A 16,661-nucleotide genomic window follows, 5' to 3' on the forward strand; every position below is an offset into this window, starting at 1 on the left:
TCACCTCTTAATAAGCGCCGGAGAGCAGGGCGCCGGCGCCGGGAACGATCGGTTCCAGGTCCAGGGCCTTGAGCATGGCGTAGGTCGTGGCAATGGCCGCGGTCAGCACCGGTTTGCCGGTTTGCGCTTCGACTTGCGCCACCACCGGCAGCGACTGCATCTGCACACAGGCCGACAGCACGATCACATCGACCCCTTCCAGATTCATGCCAGCCACGATGCCGGGCAGGTTCGCCGGGTCGTGCCGGGCCACGGCGAGGTTGTCGGGGATCTCCAGCGCGCGCCAGTCCACCACTTCGAAACCTTCTTCGCGAATGTAATCCACCACCAGTTCGGTCAGCGGTTTCATGTACGGCGCGACGATGGCGATGCGTTTGGCACCCATTACTTTCAAGCCTTCGATCAAAGCGCCGGCACTGGTAATCACCGGGGCGCTGGCATCGTTATCGGCGGTGGCTTTGCGTAGCCGCTGCTCGGACTTGCGATGATAACCGAGCCCCATGGCCATGATCGCCACCAGACATGCGTAACCCAGCACATCGACCTTGGCGTCGGACAACTCGACGGCGCAACGGTCGGACTCGCCGTCCATCGCCGCCAGTTCTTCCTTGCGCACCTGCTTCATGCGCATGCGGCTGGAGTGGAAAGTGAAGCGTTCCGGGCGGATCAACTGGCGCGCGTAGAGCATCGCCGGGATCTCGGTTTCCATGGTGGTGTTGGAGCTCGGCACAATCTGGCCGATGCGGTAAGGCTTGAGCATAAAAGTCTCCCGATTCGATTAGTTGAGGCGCGGGCCGAGGAAATCACCGAAAGCGGCGAAGAAGCCTTCAAGATCATCCCAAGGGATCATGTGTCCGGCGTTGTCGACGTGGACGCTGCGAATGTTCGGTTGCAGGTCGAGGATTTCCGCTTCGTCCTCGGGCTGAATCACGCCGCCGCGACCGGCAATCATCAGCAGCGCCGGGGCCTGGAGTTTTGGCAGGTCCTGATGGAAATCCACGTCATGGAAATCGTTGAAGGCGCGGACGATGGCCGGTTCGTAGCAGGTGTGCAGCCATTCGGCGCGCAGCTGCAATTGTTCATCGGTCCAGGTGGCACAGAAGGCGCGCATCGCCTCGGCATCCATCCCGATTAATGACTGACGGATCGAATCGACGTACCACGGCAGTTTGCTCGGGTATTCGCGCCGGCCAGGACCGGACACCGGCGGGTCAATCAGCACCAGACGATTCACTCCGGCTGGATGCTTCACGGCGCTGCGCACGGCAAAACGGGCGCCCATGGAGTGGCCGACCAAGTGATAGTTGTCGAGGTTCATGGCTTGGGCAAAGGCACCAATGTCATCGGCACAGGTGTCGGCGCTGTAGTCCAGCTCCGGGCCAGTGGCGGAGAGGCCGCGACCACGTACATCGAGCACGTAAGTATCGAAATGCTCACCGAGACGTTCAGCGACAAAACCCCAGGTGATCGCCGGGCTGGTAATGCCCGGAATCAGCACCAGCGCCGGGCCCTTACCGCCGTAACGCAAGTAATGCTGGCGGATGCCGTTGGCCTGGACGTTGCCGCCATGGACGAAAGTGCTCACGCGGCCACCCCCGATTTCAGCGCTTGGGCGTACAAGTCGTAACCGTAGACCCAAGCCGGATCTTCCTGGGTGCGCAGCCAGGTGTTGGCGTTGGAAACGGACTGCACGCGGGAGGCGCGCTCCTTGCGGTTGGCTTCGTAGAGTTCGAATGCGGTGCGGTAGTCGCCGAGGCCGGTTTCCTGCAAGCAGCGAGTGAGCATCGCCGCATCTTCGATGGCCATGCCAGCGCCTTGGGCCATGTGCGGTTTCATCGGGTGGCAGGCGTCACCGAGCAACACCAGTCGGCCACGGCTCCACAGCGGCAGCGGGTTGCGGTTGCGCAGCGGCCATTTGGTCACGCTTTCGGTGGACTCGATCAAGGCCTGCACGGTCGGGTGATAACCCTGGAACGCCTCGAACATTTCTTCGCGGCTGCTATCGACGAACGCGCCCTGGAAATCCCACTCCGGGTGCGGCACGCCGGTGACGTAGTAGTACTCGTCGCGCTTGCCGGTGGTGTAGTAGACCATCATGTGCCGGTCCTCGGTCCACCACTTGATGCAGTCCTCGAACTTCAAATCGTACTTGGCCAGTTGATCGCCACGGATCAGCGCCCGGTGCGCCACCCAGCCGCTGTACAGCGGTTTTTCCGCGCCGAGCAGCTCCTCACGAATCTTCGAATTGATCCCGTCGGCGCCGATGACGATGTCGGCGTAGGTGACTTCGCCGTCGCTGAAAGTCAGGCGCACTTGGGTGTCGGTTTCTTCGAGGGTTTCCAGGCGTTTGTTGAAGTGCACGGTGCCGGGTTTGATGGTCGACATCTGCAAGGCGTGCAGGTCGCCGCGGTGCACGGTGACGTAGGACGCGCCGTATTCCTTGCGAGCGAAATCCCCCAGCGGGATGCGCGACAGGTAGTCGCCGCTCAGGCCATCACGACTGAACCAGTGATCCGGGTGCGAGCCCATCAGGTCGAGCTGCTGCTCGATGCCCATGCGCCTGAAGATTTTCATGATGTTCGGGCCCATGTGGATCCCGGCGCCGAGGCGGGAGAACTCCGGGGCTTGTTCGTAGATGTCCACTTGGAACCCGGCTTGTTGCAACAGTGTCGCAGCGGCTGCACCGCCAAGACCTGCACCGACGATGGCGATTTTTTGCGTGTTGGCCATGGGGCTTGTTCCTCTTCTTCGAATGGTCGCTGGCTGTGTCGCCGCAAGGTTTTTAAAGTGTATACGCTGTATTTTTCAAAAAGAAAGAGCCGCCGGTAAAATTAATTTTCAGCGCTTTTTCTCGGTAGTCACTGAATGTAACCATTGTTTGTTGGGTTTGTGTGGGTTGGTAACGTTATGGCCTGGCGCTTGCAGTCCGCTCGCATTTCAGGTCTTATCGTTAATAAGTGGCGTACACACTATAAAATTGCACTAGAGTGAGGCAGGGCGCCTCGACTTGGTGCGCAGCAGACGATTGAGGAGATTGGAAATGCCGGTAAGCGATTGCGAACTGACCCAGATGTTTGAACACGTGTTGAAGCTGTCGAAGGTCGACTCGACCCAGAGTGTCGCCGTGCTCAAGAGCCACTATTCCGACCCGCGCACCGTGCGTGCTGCGATGGACGCCGCCCAGCGCTTGGGCGCCAAGGTGTACGCGGTGGAGTTGCCGTCGTTCAACCACCCGACGGCCATGGGCAATGACATGACCGCCTACTGCGGCGATACCGCGCTGACCGGCAATATCGCCGCGCAACGGGCGCTGGAAGCGGCGGACCTGATCGTCGACACGATGATGCTGCTGCACTCGCCGGAGCAGGAGCAGATCCTCAAGACCGGCACCCGAATCCTGTTGGCCGTCGAGCCCCCGGAAGTGCTGGCGCGGATGCTGCCGACCGAGGCGGACAAGGTGCGGGTGATGGCGGCGGAAAAACTACTGAAACAGGCGCGTTCGATCCACGTCACATCCCGCGCCGGCAGCGATTTTCGCGCGGCGCTGGGGCAATATCCGGCGGTCACCGAGTATGGTTTCGCCGATGAACCGGGGCGTTGGGACCACTGGCCCAGCGGGTTTCTGTTCTCCTGGCCCAACGAAGAAACCGCCGAAGGCGTACTGGTGCTGGATATCGGCGACATCGTGCTGCCGTTCAAGACCTACGCCCGGGAGAAGATCACCCTGGAGATCGAGAAAGGCTTTATCACCTCGATCCACGGCGGTTTCGAGGCCGAATACCTGCGCGATTACATGAAGTATTTCAACGATCCCGAGGTGTACGGCATCTCCCACATCGGCTGGGGCTTGCAGCCAAAAGCCCAGTGGACGGCCATGGGCCTGCACGATAAGAACGACGGCATGTGCATGGACGCCCGGGCGTTCTACGGCAACTTCCTGTTCTCCACCGGGCCGAACACCGAAGTCGGCGGCAAGCGCAAAACCCCGTGTCACCTGGACATTCCACTGCGCAATTGTGATGTGTACCTGGATGACCAGGCGGTGGTGATTGGCGGGGACGTGGTGGCGCCAGAGGCCTCCCGGGTTCGCTAAACCCGAATGCGCTTGGGTTTTCTGAAACGCTGAAACCTGTTGGAGCAAGGCTTGCCCGCGATGGCGATCTCACGGGAGCCATCGCGGGCAAGCCTTGCTCCTACGAAAAGCGGTTCCAGGTATTTGCCCCCAAGCCGCGCTTGAGTCCAATCCCCAACCTGTCCATCATGCCTCCCCAACCTTCATCGCCTTTCGAGTCTGCCGTGCCTGAAACTCCTGATGCTTCCTACGTTTTCTCCGAACAAGTCGGGCATTTGCTGCGCAAGGCTTATCAGCGGCATATGGCGATTTTTCAGCAGAACGTCGGTGATTCCCAGCTCACAGCGGTGCAGTTCGTCACCCTGTGCGCCGTGCGCGATCACGGCCCCAGCTCTCTGACCGAACTGGTCAAGGCCACCGCTGTGGACCAGGCGACCATTCGCGGCATCGTCGAGCGGCTCAAGGCCCGGGAACTGATCACCCTCGAACCCGACCCGCAAGACCGGCGCAAAGTCATCGTCGGCTTATCCGAAACCGGCGACCGCCTGGTGCAGCAAACCGTGCCCTGCGCGGGGAAAATCACCGAGCTGACCCTGAGCAATCTCAACCCGGCAGAACGGGTCGCAGTGCTGTTCCTGCTGCGCAAAATGATCGACGACCCACAAGACTGATCACAGCCACTGGCAAAACACGTGCTCTGTAGCAGCTGCCGAGCCGACATCCGGCCGGTGTAGCAGCTGCCGAGGTACGAGGCTGCGTTCGGCTCATGTAGCAGCTGTCGAGCCTGCGAGGCTGCGTTCGGCTGCGAAGCAGTCGTGAAATCAGCCAACGCGGTGCATCAGGAAGACCGTGCACTCAGGTTTGACGACCGCTTCGCAGCCGAACGCAGCCTCGCAGGCTCGACAGCTGCTACATGAGCCGAGCGCAGCCTCGTACCTCGAAGCTGCTACATGTGAGCCGAACGCAGCCTCGTACCTCGACAGCTGCTACATGTGAGCCGAACGCAGCCTCGTACCTCGACAGCTGCTACATGTGAGCCGAACGCAGCCTCGTACCTCGACAGCTGCTACATGTGAGCCGAACGCAGCCTCGTACCTCGACAGCTGCTACATGTGAGCCGAACGCAGCCTCGTACCTCGACAGCTGCTACATGTGAGCCGAACGCAGCCTCGTACCTCGACAGCTGCTACATGAGCCGAACGCAGCCTCGTACCTCGACAGCTGCTACATGAGCCGAACGCAGCCTCGTACCTCGACAGCTGCTACGTGAGCCGAACGCAGCCTCGTACCTCGACAGCTGCTACGTGAGCCGAACGCAGCCTCGTACCTCGACAGCTGCTACGTGAGCCGAACGCAGCCTCGTACCTCGACAGCTGCTACATGTGAGCCGAACGCAGCCTCGTACCTCGACAGCTGCTACATGTGAGCCGAACGCAGCCTCGTACCTCGACAGCTGCTACATGTGAGCCGAACGCAGCCTCGTACCTCGACAGCTGCTACATGTGAGCCGAACGCAGCCTCGTACCTCGACAGCTGCTACATGTGAGCCGAACGCAGCCTCGTACCTCGACAGCTGCTACATGTGAGCCGAACGCAGCCTCGTACCTCGACAGCTGCTACATGAGCCGAACGCAGCCTCGTACCTCGACAGCTGCTACATGAGCCGAACGCAGCCTCGTACCTCGACAGCTGCTACATGAGCCGAACGCAGCCTCGTACCTCGACAGCTGCTACAAGCCGAAACCAGGCTTCGGCAGTTGCTACAGACCGCGTATTGGCGCCTGGCATCGTTTTTGCTCTTATTTCATGTAGTAGCCACTTCACCAGTCAAGTGTGTCGCGTCGCCACAACCCAATCTGGCTCGCGACGTTTTTTTTGACCTTTTGGTGTAGCGGATACTTCATCAAACGAAGCAGGCGAAGCGAATGAGTAGCCAGGAAATCACGGTAGCGCTTGAGGTCAACGGCCTCACCACCACAGTCACCGCCATGGCGGACACGCCGTTATTGCTGATTTTGCGCAATGACCTGCACCTCAACGGCCCGAAGTACGGCTGCGGCCTGGGCGAGTGCGGGGCGTGCACGGTGATCATCGACGGCGTGGCCGCGCGCTCTTGCGTATTTCCGTTGGCCGGCGCCGTGGACCGGCAAATCGTCACCCTCGAAGGCCTCGGTACCCGCGCCGATCCGCACCCGGTGCAGCAAGCCTTTATCGATGAGCAAGCGGCGCAATGCGGTTATTGCCTCAACGGCATGATCATGACCGCCAAGGCCTTGCTCGACCGCATTCCGCACCCCAGCGAAACCCAGATCCGCAACGAACTCTCGGCCAACCTCTGCCGATGCGGCACCCATATCGAAATCCTCCGCGCGGTGCTGCGTGCCGCCCGTCAAATGCCTTGAATGTGGATCGATGACCATGACTGACTCCATCCCAACCCGCGACCAACTCCTGGCCAAGACCGGCGTGCTGCTGATCGTCGACGACATCCTGCCGCCGTCCGGCCCCGTGGCGAAGGGCGGCACGCCGCTGATCAAACCCAAAGAACTGGGGCTGTTTATTGCTATCAGCGATGACGGGTGCGTGTATGCGTTCAACGGGCATGTCGACCTCGGCACCGGCATTCGCACCTCGCTGGGGCAGATCGTCGCCGAAGAACTCGATTTGCACATGGAGCAGGTGTGCATGGTGCTCGGCGATACCGAGCGTGCGCCGAATCAGGGCGCGACCATTGCCAGTGCGACGCTGCAGATTTCCGCGATTCCGTTGCGTAATGCCGCCGCTGAAGCCCGGCGCTATCTATTGGAAACAGCGGCGGAGCGTTGGTCCCTCGATGCCAGCAGCCTGAAAATCGAAGCCGGCGTGATTCAAGCCGAGGATGGTCGCAAAGCGACTTACGCGGAACTGGTCAGCGGCGAGCACATCGAACTGCGCATCTCCGGCACCGCACCGCTCAAACCCGCCGAAGACTATCGACTGGTGGGCAAAGGCGCCGCCCGGGTGGACATTCCAGGCAAGGCGACGGGTGAGCTGACCTACGTCCACGACATGCGCGTGCCAGACATGCTCCACGGTCGAGTGATTCGTCCACCGTATGCCGGGCTCGATTGCGGTGACTTTGTCGGCAACAGCCTGCTGGAGGTCGATGAATCCTCCATCGCGCACATCGCCGGGATCGTCGCGGTGGTGGTGATTCGCGATTTCGTCGGCGTCGTCGCCCTGCGCGAAGAACAGGCGATCAAGGCTGCCCAGGCGTTGAAAGTCACCTGGAAAGCCTGGAATCAGGGGTTGCCAGATTTAAACAATGTCGAGCAAGCAATCCGCGACAACCCGCGAGTGCAACGGGTGGTCCTCGATCAAGGCAACGTCGACGAAGCCTTGGCCGCCGCCAGTCAACGCATGCCGCGCACCTATATGTGGCCGTATCAAATGCACGGTTCGATCGGCCCGTCCTGCGGCGTCGCGGACTATCAGGTGTCGGGCAGTCGCGTATGGTCCGGCAGCCAGAATCCGCATTTGCTGCGGGCCGATCTCGCCTGGTTGCTGGAATGCGCGGAAGAATCCATCGAGATCATTCGCATGGAAGCGTCCGGCTGTTACGGGCGCAACTGTGCCGACGATGTCTGCGCCGATGCCTTGCTGTTATCGCGAGCGGTCGGCAAACCGGTGCGCGTGCAATTGACCCGCGAACAAGAGCATCTGTGGGAGCCCAAAGGCACCGCGCAACTGATGGACGTCGATGGCGGCTTGAACGCCGATGGCAGCGTCGCCGCCTATGATTTCCAGACCAGCTACCCGTCCAACGGCGCGCCGACCCTGGCCTTGTTGCTGACCGGGCGCGTCGAGCCGGTGGCGGCGATGTTCGAAATGGGCGACCGCACCTCGATTCCTCCGTACGACTACGAACACATGCGCGTGACCATCAACGACATGGCGCCGATTGTCCGCGCCTCGTGGATGCGCGGGGTTTCCGCGCTGCCGAACACCTTCGCCCACGAGTCGTATATCGATGAGTTGGCCTTTGCGGCCGGCGTCGATCCGGTGGAATACCGGCTGCGTTATCTGCACGACGAGCGCGCCATCGACCTGGTGAAATCCACTGCCGAACGCGCGGCCTGGACGCCCCGCACCGCGCCGATGCAAACCCCGAATGAGGACCAGTTATTGCGCGGTCGCGGCTTCGCCTACGCGCGCTATATCCACAGCAAATTCCCCGGTTTCGGCGCGGCGTGGGCGGCGTGGGTGGCGGACGTGGCGATTGACCGCCAGACCGGTGACGTCTCGGTCACACGGGTGGTGATCGGCCATGACTCGGGGATGATGATCAACCCTGACGGCGTGCAGCATCAGATTCACGGCAACGTCATCCAGTCCACCAGCCGCGTGCTCAAGGAGCGGGTGACCTTCGAAGAATCGACGGTAGCGAGCAAGGAGTGGGGCGGTTATCCGATCCTGACCTTCCCCGAGGTGCCGCAGATCGACGTGCTGATGATGCCGCGCCAGGACCAGCCACCGATGGGCGCCGGTGAATCGGCGTCGGTGCCGAGCGCGGCGGCGATTGCCAATGCGATTTATGACGCCACCGGGATTCGTTTTCGCGAGCTGCCGATCACCCCGGAGCGCGTGTTGGCGGCGCTGAATGCCGGCACCTGTGACGAGCCGCCGAAGTCCCCAACCAAGCGTTCCAAGTGGCTGTTCGGTTCGCTGTTTGCGGCATTCGGCGCGGTGCTCGGCATGGCGGCGACGGCGTGGCCATTCCACGGTGAAATCGCACCGATTGCGCCACCGAGCGCCGGCACCTGGTCCACCGCCACCCTGGAACGGGGGCGTTTACTGGCGGCGGTCGGCGATTGTGCGGTGTGCCACACCGCGCCCGGCGGCGCGACCAATGCCGGCGGCTTGGCGATGGAGACGCCGTTCGGCACGCTCTACAGCAGCAACATCACCCCGGACGTGAAGACCGGGATTGGCAACTGGTCGTACCCGGCATTCGAACGAGCAATGCGCGACGGCATTGGTCGCGATGGGCGCAATTTGTATCCGGCGTTTCCCTACACCGCGTTTCGTAATATCAATGATGCGGACATGCAGGCGTTGTACGCGTACCTGATGTCGCAAACGCCGGTCAGCCAAGCGGCGAAGGCTAACGACATGCGCTTTCCGTTCAACCTGCGGCCACTGATGGCGGGGTGGAATGCATTGTTTTTGCGCAAGGGGGAAATCAGCGTGCAGCCGCAGCGAAGTGAGCAGTGGAATCGCGGCAATTATCTGGTCAACGGTTTGGGCCACTGCGCGGCCTGCCATTCGCCGCGCAATTTGATGGGGGCGGAGAAGGGCGGTGCTTCATTCCTCGCGGGCGGCATGGTTGATGGTTGGGAAGCGCCGGCGCTGAATGGTTTGTCCAAGTCACCGACGCCGTGGACTGAGGATCAGTTGTTCGGTTACTTGAGCACTGGCTATTCCGCTGAACATGGCGTTGCGACCGGGCCGATGGGGCCGGTGGTCACGGAACTGGCGAAGTTGCCCACGGCGGATATTCGGGCGATGGCGGTGTACCTGGCGTCACTTAATGGCGCGCAGGCTGAAGCCCAAGTCGTAGAGAAAGCCACGCGTCCGGTGGCCACTGTTTCCTTGAGCAATGGCCAGCGTGTATTCGAAGGTTCGTGCAAGGCCTGTCACGCCGATGGTTTGGGGCCGAAGCTGTTTGGCGTAAGTCCGTCGCTGGCCACCAACACCAACGTGCACAGCGATCTGCCGGACAATTTGATCAAGGTTATTTTGCAAGGCATCGATACCCCGGCGACCAAGGACTTGGGTTACATGCCTGCTTTCAAGGACAGCCTGTCGAACACGCAGGTGGCGGAATTGGCGGCGTATTTGCGCAATCGGTTTGCGGGGAATGCGCCGGGGTGGGAAGGGTTGGAGCAGAAAGTGGCGCATTTGCGGGCAAATCCGGGGAGCCATTAAAAGCATCGCGAGCAAGCCTCGTACCTGTAGGCGCGAGGCTTGCCCGCGAAGAGGCCGGCCCAGTCACCCCAAATCCTGACCAGGCAACCTCATCACCCCCCGCACCACCAAATCCTGAATAAACCCCAACCAATTCTGCTGCTGCCCCTTGTCCGCTAAATCCTCGCCGAGGAACGAACTCAGCGTATGCCGGTTGGAGTTATAGAAATAACAAAGCGAAGCAATCATCAAATACACATGCTTGATGTCTAGCACCTCACGAAACAAGCCCTGCGCCTGACCCGCCTCGATGATCGGCTTTAGCACCCCGACTGCTTCCCCTGACAATCTGCGCAACTCGCTGGACTGCTGCGCGTGCTTGCCGCCGTGGAGGTTCTCATTGCTGAGAATCGCCACGAATTCCGGGTGCTTGACGTAGTAATGCCAGACAAACGCGACCAGATCCTGCAACGCCACCAGCGGTTGGCTCAGGTCCAGCTTCAACCGGCTCTCGGCCTTGTTGAACTGCTCGTAAGTGTGTTCCAGCACGCAGATAAACAGCTGCTCTTTACTGCCGAAGTAGTAATAGAGCATGCGGTCGTTGGACTCGGCTTCCCGGGAAATGCTCTCGACCCGCCCCCCGGAATAGCCGTCGCGGGTGAACACTTTCACCGCTGCTTCGAGAATCCGTGTGCGGGTCTGCTGGGCCTGGGCGGCCCGGATACCGGTCTTCTTGTTCAACGTGCGGTCAACCTTGTGCCAAGCGGAGTCGCTGGGAATGTAGCACGCTCCGTTCAGCGGTTCAGGCTTGGGGATGTTTCAGTGGCCGGCGGGTTTTCCATGACCTGCAGGATCGATGCTTCCGGGTCGAAGTCATCCTCTTCCAGCTCCATGAATTCTTCGGGCAGGAACACGTTGAGAATGATCGCGCACAGCGCACCCACGGTAATCGGCGATTCGAAGATGTTGTGCAGGGCCAGCGGCAGTTCGCGCAACACTTCCGGCACCGCCGCGATGCCCAGGCCCATGCCGAGGGAAATCGACACGATCAGCATGTTGCGCCGATGCAGGCCGGCTTCGGCGAGGATCTTGATCCCGGCTACGGCCACGGTGCCGAACATCACCAATTCGGCGCCGCCGAGCACCGGTTTCGGCATGAGTTGCAGCACCGCGCCGATCATCGGGAACAACCCCAACAACACCAACAGCCCGGCAATGAAAAACGCCACGTAACGACTGGCCACGCCAGTGAGTTGGATCACCCCGTTGTTCTGGGCGAAGGTCACCATCGGCATGCTGTTGAACACCGCGGCCATGGCCGAATTGAGGCCATCGGCGAGCAGGCCGGACTTGATCCGGCGAATGTAGATCGGGCCTTTGACCGGCTGCCGGGAAATCATCGAGTTGGCTGTCAGGTCACCCGCAGCTTCCAGCGGCGACACCAGGAAAATCACCGCCACCGGTACAAACGCCACCCAATCGAAGTTGAAACCGTATTTGAACGGCACCGGTACGCTCATCAGCGGCACGGCGGGCAGGCTGGCGAAATCGACATCGCCCATCAGCCAGGCGACGACATAGCCGAGGGTCAGGCCAATGACAATCGCCCCGAGGCGCAGAAATGGCACATCGACCCGGTTCAGCACCACGATGGTCCCCAGCACCAACGCCGCCAGAGCCAAATGATGACTGGCGCCGAGGTCCGCCACGCCGAAGCCGCCGGCGATGTCGGTCATGGCGACCTTGATCAGCGACAGGCCCATCAGGGTGATGATGGTCCCGGTGACCACCGGGGTGATCAGCATCCGCAGTTTGCCGATGAACTGGCTCAACACCACTTCAATGAAGGCTGCGAAAAAGCACACGCCGAAGATCGTCGACAGGATCTCATCGGTGCCGCCGCCCCGGGCCTTGACCATGAACCCGGCGCTGAGGATCACGCTGATAAAGGAAAAACTGGTGCCTTGCAGGCACAGCAAACCGGAACCCACCGGGCCAAAGCGCCGGGCCTGGACGAAAGTGCCCAGGCCGGAAACGAACAGCGCCATGCTGATCAGGTACGGGATTTCGCTTTGCAGGCCCAGCGCGCCGCCCATGATCAGGGTCGGGGTGATGATGCCGACGAAACTTGCCAGCACATGTTGCAGGGCGGCGAAGACCGTGGCGGTCAAATGGGGGCGGTCGTTGAGACCGTAGATCAGGTCGGAGCGGGGCTGGGGTTTTGCGTGTTCGGATGAGGTCACGAGGAAAGCGCCAGGGGCCAGGTCAGAAAATGGAGGCGCAGGATGCCAGAAAACTTACAACCTCACACCGTGATCGTTCCCACGCTCCGCGTGGGAATGCAGCCCGGGACGCTCCGCGTCCAATGGAACGCAGGGCGTCCCTTGAAGCATTCCCACGCGGAGCGGGGGAACGATCAGGTCAAGCGAACGCGGCAAGCAAATCCTCTTCAAACGCCTTCTGCGCATCCCCGGCCACCTGCGCCCGATGCCGCGCCAGGTGAAATCCCACATCGAAACTCATTTCTCCTACACGCACTGCGCGAAGCAACCCCTTATCCTCCCAGCTACGAGCAAAGTGGCTCGGCAGATACCCGACGTGTTTACCGGACAGAATAAAGGCGAGGGTGCCCTCAACCTGCTCCGACCGCGCCGAACACAACTTTCCTTGAAACGGCTCGTCACTGCGCAGAAACCGATAAGGATGATCCACCCGATCACACGCCTGCAGCGCCTCATCATCCGGCGCCTCATTGGTAAACAACGGATGCCCCGGCGCGCAATACAAATGCTGGGTTTCGCTGAACAACTCACGGTAGTCAAAAGCACTTTGCACCTGTGAGAAATAACCGATCGCCAGGTCCAGCCGCTGTTGCAGCATCAGCCGCTCCATTTCCCCGGGCATGGCGCTGATCAGCTCGATGCGCACCGATTCATCCCGCTCGCGAAAGCGCCGGATTGCGTCCGCCACCCGCTGCAGCACCGATTGATCGAGGGCTTCGGACAAGCCCAGGCGCACTTCGCCAATCAACCGCCCGGCCACGCCGTTGGATTGATGGCGGAACGCTTCGATGGATTCGAACAGTCCGCGAATGGCGACCAGCAATTGCTCGCCCTTGGGCGTGATCCGAAAACCGCCCTTGCCGCGACTGCATAAACGATAGCCAAGCCGGGTCTCGAGCTTGGCCATTTGCTGGCTGATGCTCGACTGGCTCAAACCCAGTTCACCCTGGGCCGCGCTGAAGCCGCCGCATTCGACCACGCTGACAAACAGGCGCAGCAGTTGCAGGTCCAGATCGTGGAGTTGACCGAGCATCACACATTACCTCTGGATAAAGTCAGGTTAACAAACTTGATATTTTTCCAATGTATCCGACGGCGCACGCTGCAACCACTCCAACTGGTCAGGTGTTTGTCATGGCTCCTCTCTTCAAGCTGTGTTTTCCCGCGCTTTTATTCGCCATGGCTGCGTCGGCCCAGGCCGAGGAAAACGTCGTCAACCTCTACAGTTGGGCCGAATACGTGGCACCCGAAACCTTGCAGCGCTTCGAAAAGGAAACCGGCATTCATGTGCGTTACGACACGTTCGATGCCCCCGAGGTCCTGGAAACCAAATTGCTCACGGGCGGCAGCGGCTATGACGTGGTGGTGCCATCGTCCAGCGTTCTGGCCCGTGGCTTGGCGGCTGGCGCGCTGAAGGCGATTCCACATGAGGGGCTCAAGGGTTACGCCAACCTTGACCCGGATTTGCTGGAGAAACTCGCCGCGGTCGATCCCGGCAACCGCTACGGCGTGCCCTACACCTGGGGCACTTTGGGTTTGGGGATGAATGTCGACGAAGTGAAAAAACGCTTGCCCGACGTACCGCTCAACAGCCTGGACCTGCTATTCAAGCCCGAATACGCCAGCAAGCTGAAAGACTGCGGCATTGCGATCATCGATTCGCCCCAGGAAGTGATCGGTCTGGCGCTGCATTACCTCGGTAAAGATCCCTACAGCGTCGACAAGACAGATCTGTCAGCCGCCGAGGCGTTGTTGCATCAGTTGCAGCCGAATGTGCTGTACGTCGCCAGCGGTCGGCAAATCAACGATCTGGCCAACGGCAGTGTCTGCCTGGCCCTGACCTACAACGGCGACGCGAGCATGGCCGCCGATCAGGCGCGCAAGGCTAACAAGCCTTATGAAGTGGCGTACCGGATTCCCAAGGAAGGCACGCTGGTGTGGCAGGACAACCTGGCGATCCCCAAGGACGCACCGCACCCCGAAGCCGCGCGGCAGTTCATCGAATTCATGTTGCGCCCCGAATCCGTGGCCGCGCTGACCAACACCCTGTTCTTCGCCACCGCCAACACCGCCGCCACACCGCTGGTGGATGAAGCGGTGCGCACTGACCCGGATATCTACCCGCTGGCCGACGTTCGCGACCGTTTGTACGCCGACCGCAGCATGAGCCTCAAGGACATGCGCCAGCGCACCCGCTTGTGGACCACTTTCCGTAGCCGCCAATAATAAGGAATCACCATGGATCTCCCTGTGCAAAACGACCAGGCCATGACCCGCGACAGCCTTTACGGGACTGCCGCCGAAAGCACCTACGCCGGTATCACCAGTTTCATGCGCCGCCGTTACAGCCGCGACTTGCGCGGGGTCGACGTGGCGGTCAGTGGCGTACCGTTCGACACCGCCACCAGCAACCGCCCCGGCGCGCGTTTCGGACCGCGAGGCATTCGGGCCGCGTCCACCGGGATCGCCTGGGAACGCCACTGGCCGTGGACGTTTGACCCGTTCGATCACTTGGCGGTGATTGATTATGGCGATTGCGATTTCGACTTCGGCTCACCGCAATCGGTGCCGGAAAGCATTGAAGCCCACGCCGAGCACATTCTGAGCGCAGGCAGCGCGATGCTCACGTTTGGTGGTGACCACTTCATCACCTATCCGCTGCTCAAGGCCCATGCACGCAAACATGGCACCTTGTCACTGATTCACTTCGATGCCCACAGCGACACCTGGCCGGACGAGGAGGGCAAGCGGATCGATCACGGTACGATGTTCTGGCACGCGGCCAGGGAAGGGCTGGTGGATCCGTCGCGCTCGGTGCAGATCGGTTTGCGTACCACCAACGACGATCACATGGGGTTTCAGGTCTTGGACGCACGGCAGGTGCATCGTCAGGGCTGTGAAGCGATCGTCGAGGCGATCCGGGCGCGGGTCGGTGATAACCCGGTGTACTTGACGTTTGACATCGACTGCCTGGACCCGGCTTTCGCCCCCGGCACGGGAACGCCAGTGTGTGGCGGACTGAGCACGGTGCAGGCACTGGAGATTCTTGGCGGCTTGCGCGGGATCAATCTGGTGGGGATGGACGTGGTGGAAGTAGCGCCGGCCTACGACAACGCGGACATTACCTCACTGGCGGCGGCGACGTTGGCGATGGAAATGCTGTGTTTGTATGCGGCGAAACATAAAGTCGACCGTTAACCCATCAAATCAAAAGATCGCAGCCTGCGGCAGCTCCTACACCGGTCGACTGTAGGAGCTGCCGCAGGCTGCGATCTTGGCGGTCTTCAGGCCACCGGAATCTTCGGTAAATCCAGGGTCTCAACCCCGGTATACCGCGCCACCGACCCGGCAATCATTGCGTGGGGCACACCCGGTTCCACAGCGCTGGTCCCATCCAGCCGCGACAACTGCTCTTCACTCAAATGCACATTCAACGCCCCCAGCGTGGCATCCAATTGCTCACGAGTCCGCGAACCCAGAATCGGAATCAGCGCCGTGGTCGAACGCTTGGCTTTCTCGCGCAACCAGGCAATGGCCACATGCGTCGGGCTGGACTCCATTTCGGCAGCCACGGCGAGCAAGGTGTCTAGCAGGGCAGTTTCCCGGGCGCTTTTCTCGGTGTGGATCAACATGCCGAGTTTGGCCGCGCGGTTGTTCTCGTCGTTGGTGCGGTACTTGCCGGTGAGAAAACCACCGCCCAGCGGCGACCATAAGGTTGCGGCAAGGCCCAGCGCTTCGGCCATCGGCAGCAATTCCCGTTCGGCGGTGCGTTCGGCCAAGCTGTATTCGGTCTGGATCGCGGCAATTGGCGAAAAACCACGCACTTCGGCCAGTACATCGGCGCGGGCGATGCGCCAAGCCGGGAAGTTCGACAGGCCGGCGTAGTGAATCTTGCCGGCGCGGACCAGGTCGTCGAAGCCCCGCAGGATTTCTTCCATCGGCGTGACGCCGTCGCTGATGTGCGCCCAAAACAGGTCGATGTGATCGGTTTTCAGGCGTTTCAGGCTTTCTTCCGCCGCGCGGACCATGTTCTTGCGGTTGTTGCCGGTGAAGGAAATATTGGCCGTGCGCTCAGTGCCCATGGTGTATTTGGTGGCGATGACCAAACGGTCCCGCTCGGCGGCAATGAACTCGCTGAGCATGCCTTCCGACTCACCACCCTGATAACCGTTGGCGGTGTCGATGAAATTGCCGCCGGCTTCCAGGTAGCCATCGAAAATCCGTTTGGCTTCATCGCGCTCGGCGCCGTGGCCCCAACCGGTGCCGAAGTTACCGGCGCCCAACGCCAGTTCCGAAACCCGCAAGCCGGTTTTACGGCCAAAGACTTTGTAATGCATGGGAGACTCCTGAGGGAAAACGTC

At 61.0% G+C, this 16,661-nt stretch carries 13 protein-coding genes; 6 read left to right on the forward strand and 7 right to left on the reverse strand.

The features are described from left to right. Positions 1-7: 7 nt before the first annotated feature. From ACA071_RS14690 to ACA071_RS14700, 3 genes are read right to left on the reverse strand one after another with little or no spacing between them, the layout of a single operon-like run. Positions 8-760, reverse strand: a complete 753-nt coding sequence (locus tag ACA071_RS14690; protein WP_497645008.1) for a maleate cis-trans isomerase family protein — start codon at positions 758-760, stop codon at positions 8-10. Positions 761-778: 18 nt separating this feature from the next. Further along, positions 779-1,585 (reverse strand): alpha/beta fold hydrolase, encoded by an 807-nt coding sequence (locus ACA071_RS14695; protein WP_497645009.1) that lies wholly within the window; start codon positions 1,583-1,585, stop codon positions 779-781. After that, complete coding sequence (locus ACA071_RS14700) at positions 1,582-2,730, reverse strand: FAD-dependent monooxygenase (RefSeq protein WP_497645010.1); 1,149 nt, start codon at positions 2,728-2,730, stop codon at positions 1,582-1,584. The genes ACA071_RS14695 and ACA071_RS14700 overlap by 4 nt, the downstream gene beginning before the upstream one ends. A gap of 310 nt (positions 2,731-3,040) precedes the next feature. On the opposite strand from ACA071_RS14700, the gene ACA071_RS14705 reads away from it, so the two are divergent. From ACA071_RS14705 to ACA071_RS14720, 4 genes are all read left to right on the forward strand, one after another. Next, the gene (locus ACA071_RS14705; protein ID WP_497645011.1) at positions 3,041-4,093 is read left to right on the forward strand and encodes a 2,5-dihydroxypyridine 5,6-dioxygenase; all 1,053 of its coding nucleotides are present in this window, start codon (positions 3,041-3,043) and stop codon (positions 4,091-4,093) included. Between the two features lie 167 nt (positions 4,094-4,260). Then, on the forward strand, positions 4,261-4,743 hold the full coding sequence (locus tag ACA071_RS14710; protein ID WP_497645012.1) for a MarR family winged helix-turn-helix transcriptional regulator: 483 nt from the start codon (positions 4,261-4,263) through the stop codon (positions 4,741-4,743). A gap of 1,254 nt (positions 4,744-5,997) precedes the next feature. Continuing rightward, the gene (locus ACA071_RS14715; protein WP_497645013.1) at positions 5,998-6,474 is read left to right on the forward strand and encodes a (2Fe-2S)-binding protein; all 477 of its coding nucleotides are present in this window, start codon (positions 5,998-6,000) and stop codon (positions 6,472-6,474) included. 16 nt (positions 6,475-6,490) lie between these two features. Beyond that, the gene (locus ACA071_RS14720) at positions 6,491-10,039 is read left to right on the forward strand and encodes a molybdopterin cofactor-binding domain-containing protein (protein WP_497645014.1); all 3,549 of its coding nucleotides are present in this window, start codon (positions 6,491-6,493) and stop codon (positions 10,037-10,039) included. Between the two features lie 63 nt (positions 10,040-10,102). Here ACA071_RS14720 and ACA071_RS14725 read toward each other — a convergent pair whose 3' ends face one another. The 3 genes from ACA071_RS14725 to ACA071_RS14735 form a co-directional block, all read right to left on the reverse strand. Continuing rightward, positions 10,103-10,759, reverse strand: coding sequence for a TetR family transcriptional regulator (locus ACA071_RS14725; protein ID WP_497645015.1), 657 nt, complete (start codon positions 10,757-10,759; stop codon positions 10,103-10,105). Between the two features lie 53 nt (positions 10,760-10,812). Further along, a complete protein-coding gene (locus ACA071_RS14730; protein ID WP_497645016.1) occupies positions 10,813-12,261 on the reverse strand; it encodes a nucleobase:cation symporter-2 family protein in 1,449 nt (482 codons plus the stop codon). Between the two features lie 178 nt (positions 12,262-12,439). Next, positions 12,440-13,333: a LysR family transcriptional regulator gene (locus tag ACA071_RS14735; RefSeq protein ID WP_497645017.1), complete on the reverse strand. Its 894-nt coding sequence runs from the start codon at positions 13,331-13,333 to the stop codon at positions 12,440-12,442. Between the two features lie 101 nt (positions 13,334-13,434). On the opposite strand from ACA071_RS14735, the gene ACA071_RS14740 reads away from it, so the two are divergent. Together ACA071_RS14740 and speB are read left to right on the forward strand one after the other, a co-directional pair. Then, the gene (locus ACA071_RS14740) at positions 13,435-14,526 is read left to right on the forward strand and encodes a polyamine ABC transporter substrate-binding protein (protein ID WP_497645018.1); all 1,092 of its coding nucleotides are present in this window, start codon (positions 13,435-13,437) and stop codon (positions 14,524-14,526) included. Positions 14,527-14,538: 12 nt separating this feature from the next. Continuing rightward, on the forward strand, positions 14,539-15,498 hold the full coding sequence (gene speB / locus ACA071_RS14745) for an agmatinase (RefSeq protein WP_497645020.1): 960 nt from the start codon (positions 14,539-14,541) through the stop codon (positions 15,496-15,498). Between the two features lie 86 nt (positions 15,499-15,584). Here speB and ACA071_RS14750 read toward each other — a convergent pair whose 3' ends face one another. Then, positions 15,585-16,637, reverse strand: a complete 1,053-nt coding sequence (locus ACA071_RS14750; RefSeq protein ID WP_497645021.1) for an aldo/keto reductase — start codon at positions 16,635-16,637, stop codon at positions 15,585-15,587. Positions 16,638-16,661 lie beyond the last annotated feature (24 nt).

Source organism: Pseudomonas sp. LBUM1646 (assembly GCF_059716165.1).

Bases quoted from the DNA above. Each gene is read 5' to 3' on its own strand.
- ACA071_RS14690 (WP_497645008.1), bottom strand. From the start codon at position 760: ATGCTCAAGCCTTACCGCATCGGCCAGATTGTGCCGAGCTCCAACACC.
- ACA071_RS14700 (WP_497645010.1), bottom strand. From the start codon at position 2,730: ATGGCCAACACGCAAAAAATCGCCATCGTCGGTGCAGGTCTTGGCGGT.
- ACA071_RS14705 (WP_497645011.1), top strand. From the start codon at position 3,041: ATGCCGGTAAGCGATTGCGAACTGACCCAGATGTTTGAACACGTGTTG.
- ACA071_RS14710 (WP_497645012.1), top strand. From the start codon at position 4,261: ATGCCTCCCCAACCTTCATCGCCTTTCGAGTCTGCCGTGCCTGAAACT.
- ACA071_RS14715 (WP_497645013.1), top strand. From the start codon at position 5,998: ATGAGTAGCCAGGAAATCACGGTAGCGCTTGAGGTCAACGGCCTCACC.
- ACA071_RS14720 (WP_497645014.1), top strand. From the start codon at position 6,491: ATGACTGACTCCATCCCAACCCGCGACCAACTCCTGGCCAAGACCGGC.
- ACA071_RS14735 (WP_497645017.1), bottom strand. From the start codon at position 13,333: ATGCTCGGTCAACTCCACGATCTGGACCTGCAACTGCTGCGCCTGTTT.
- ACA071_RS14740 (WP_497645018.1), top strand. From the start codon at position 13,435: ATGGCTCCTCTCTTCAAGCTGTGTTTTCCCGCGCTTTTATTCGCCATG.
- speB (WP_497645020.1), top strand. From the start codon at position 14,539: ATGGATCTCCCTGTGCAAAACGACCAGGCCATGACCCGCGACAGCCTT.
- ACA071_RS14750 (WP_497645021.1), bottom strand. From the start codon at position 16,637: ATGCATTACAAAGTCTTTGGCCGTAAAACCGGCTTGCGGGTTTCGGAA.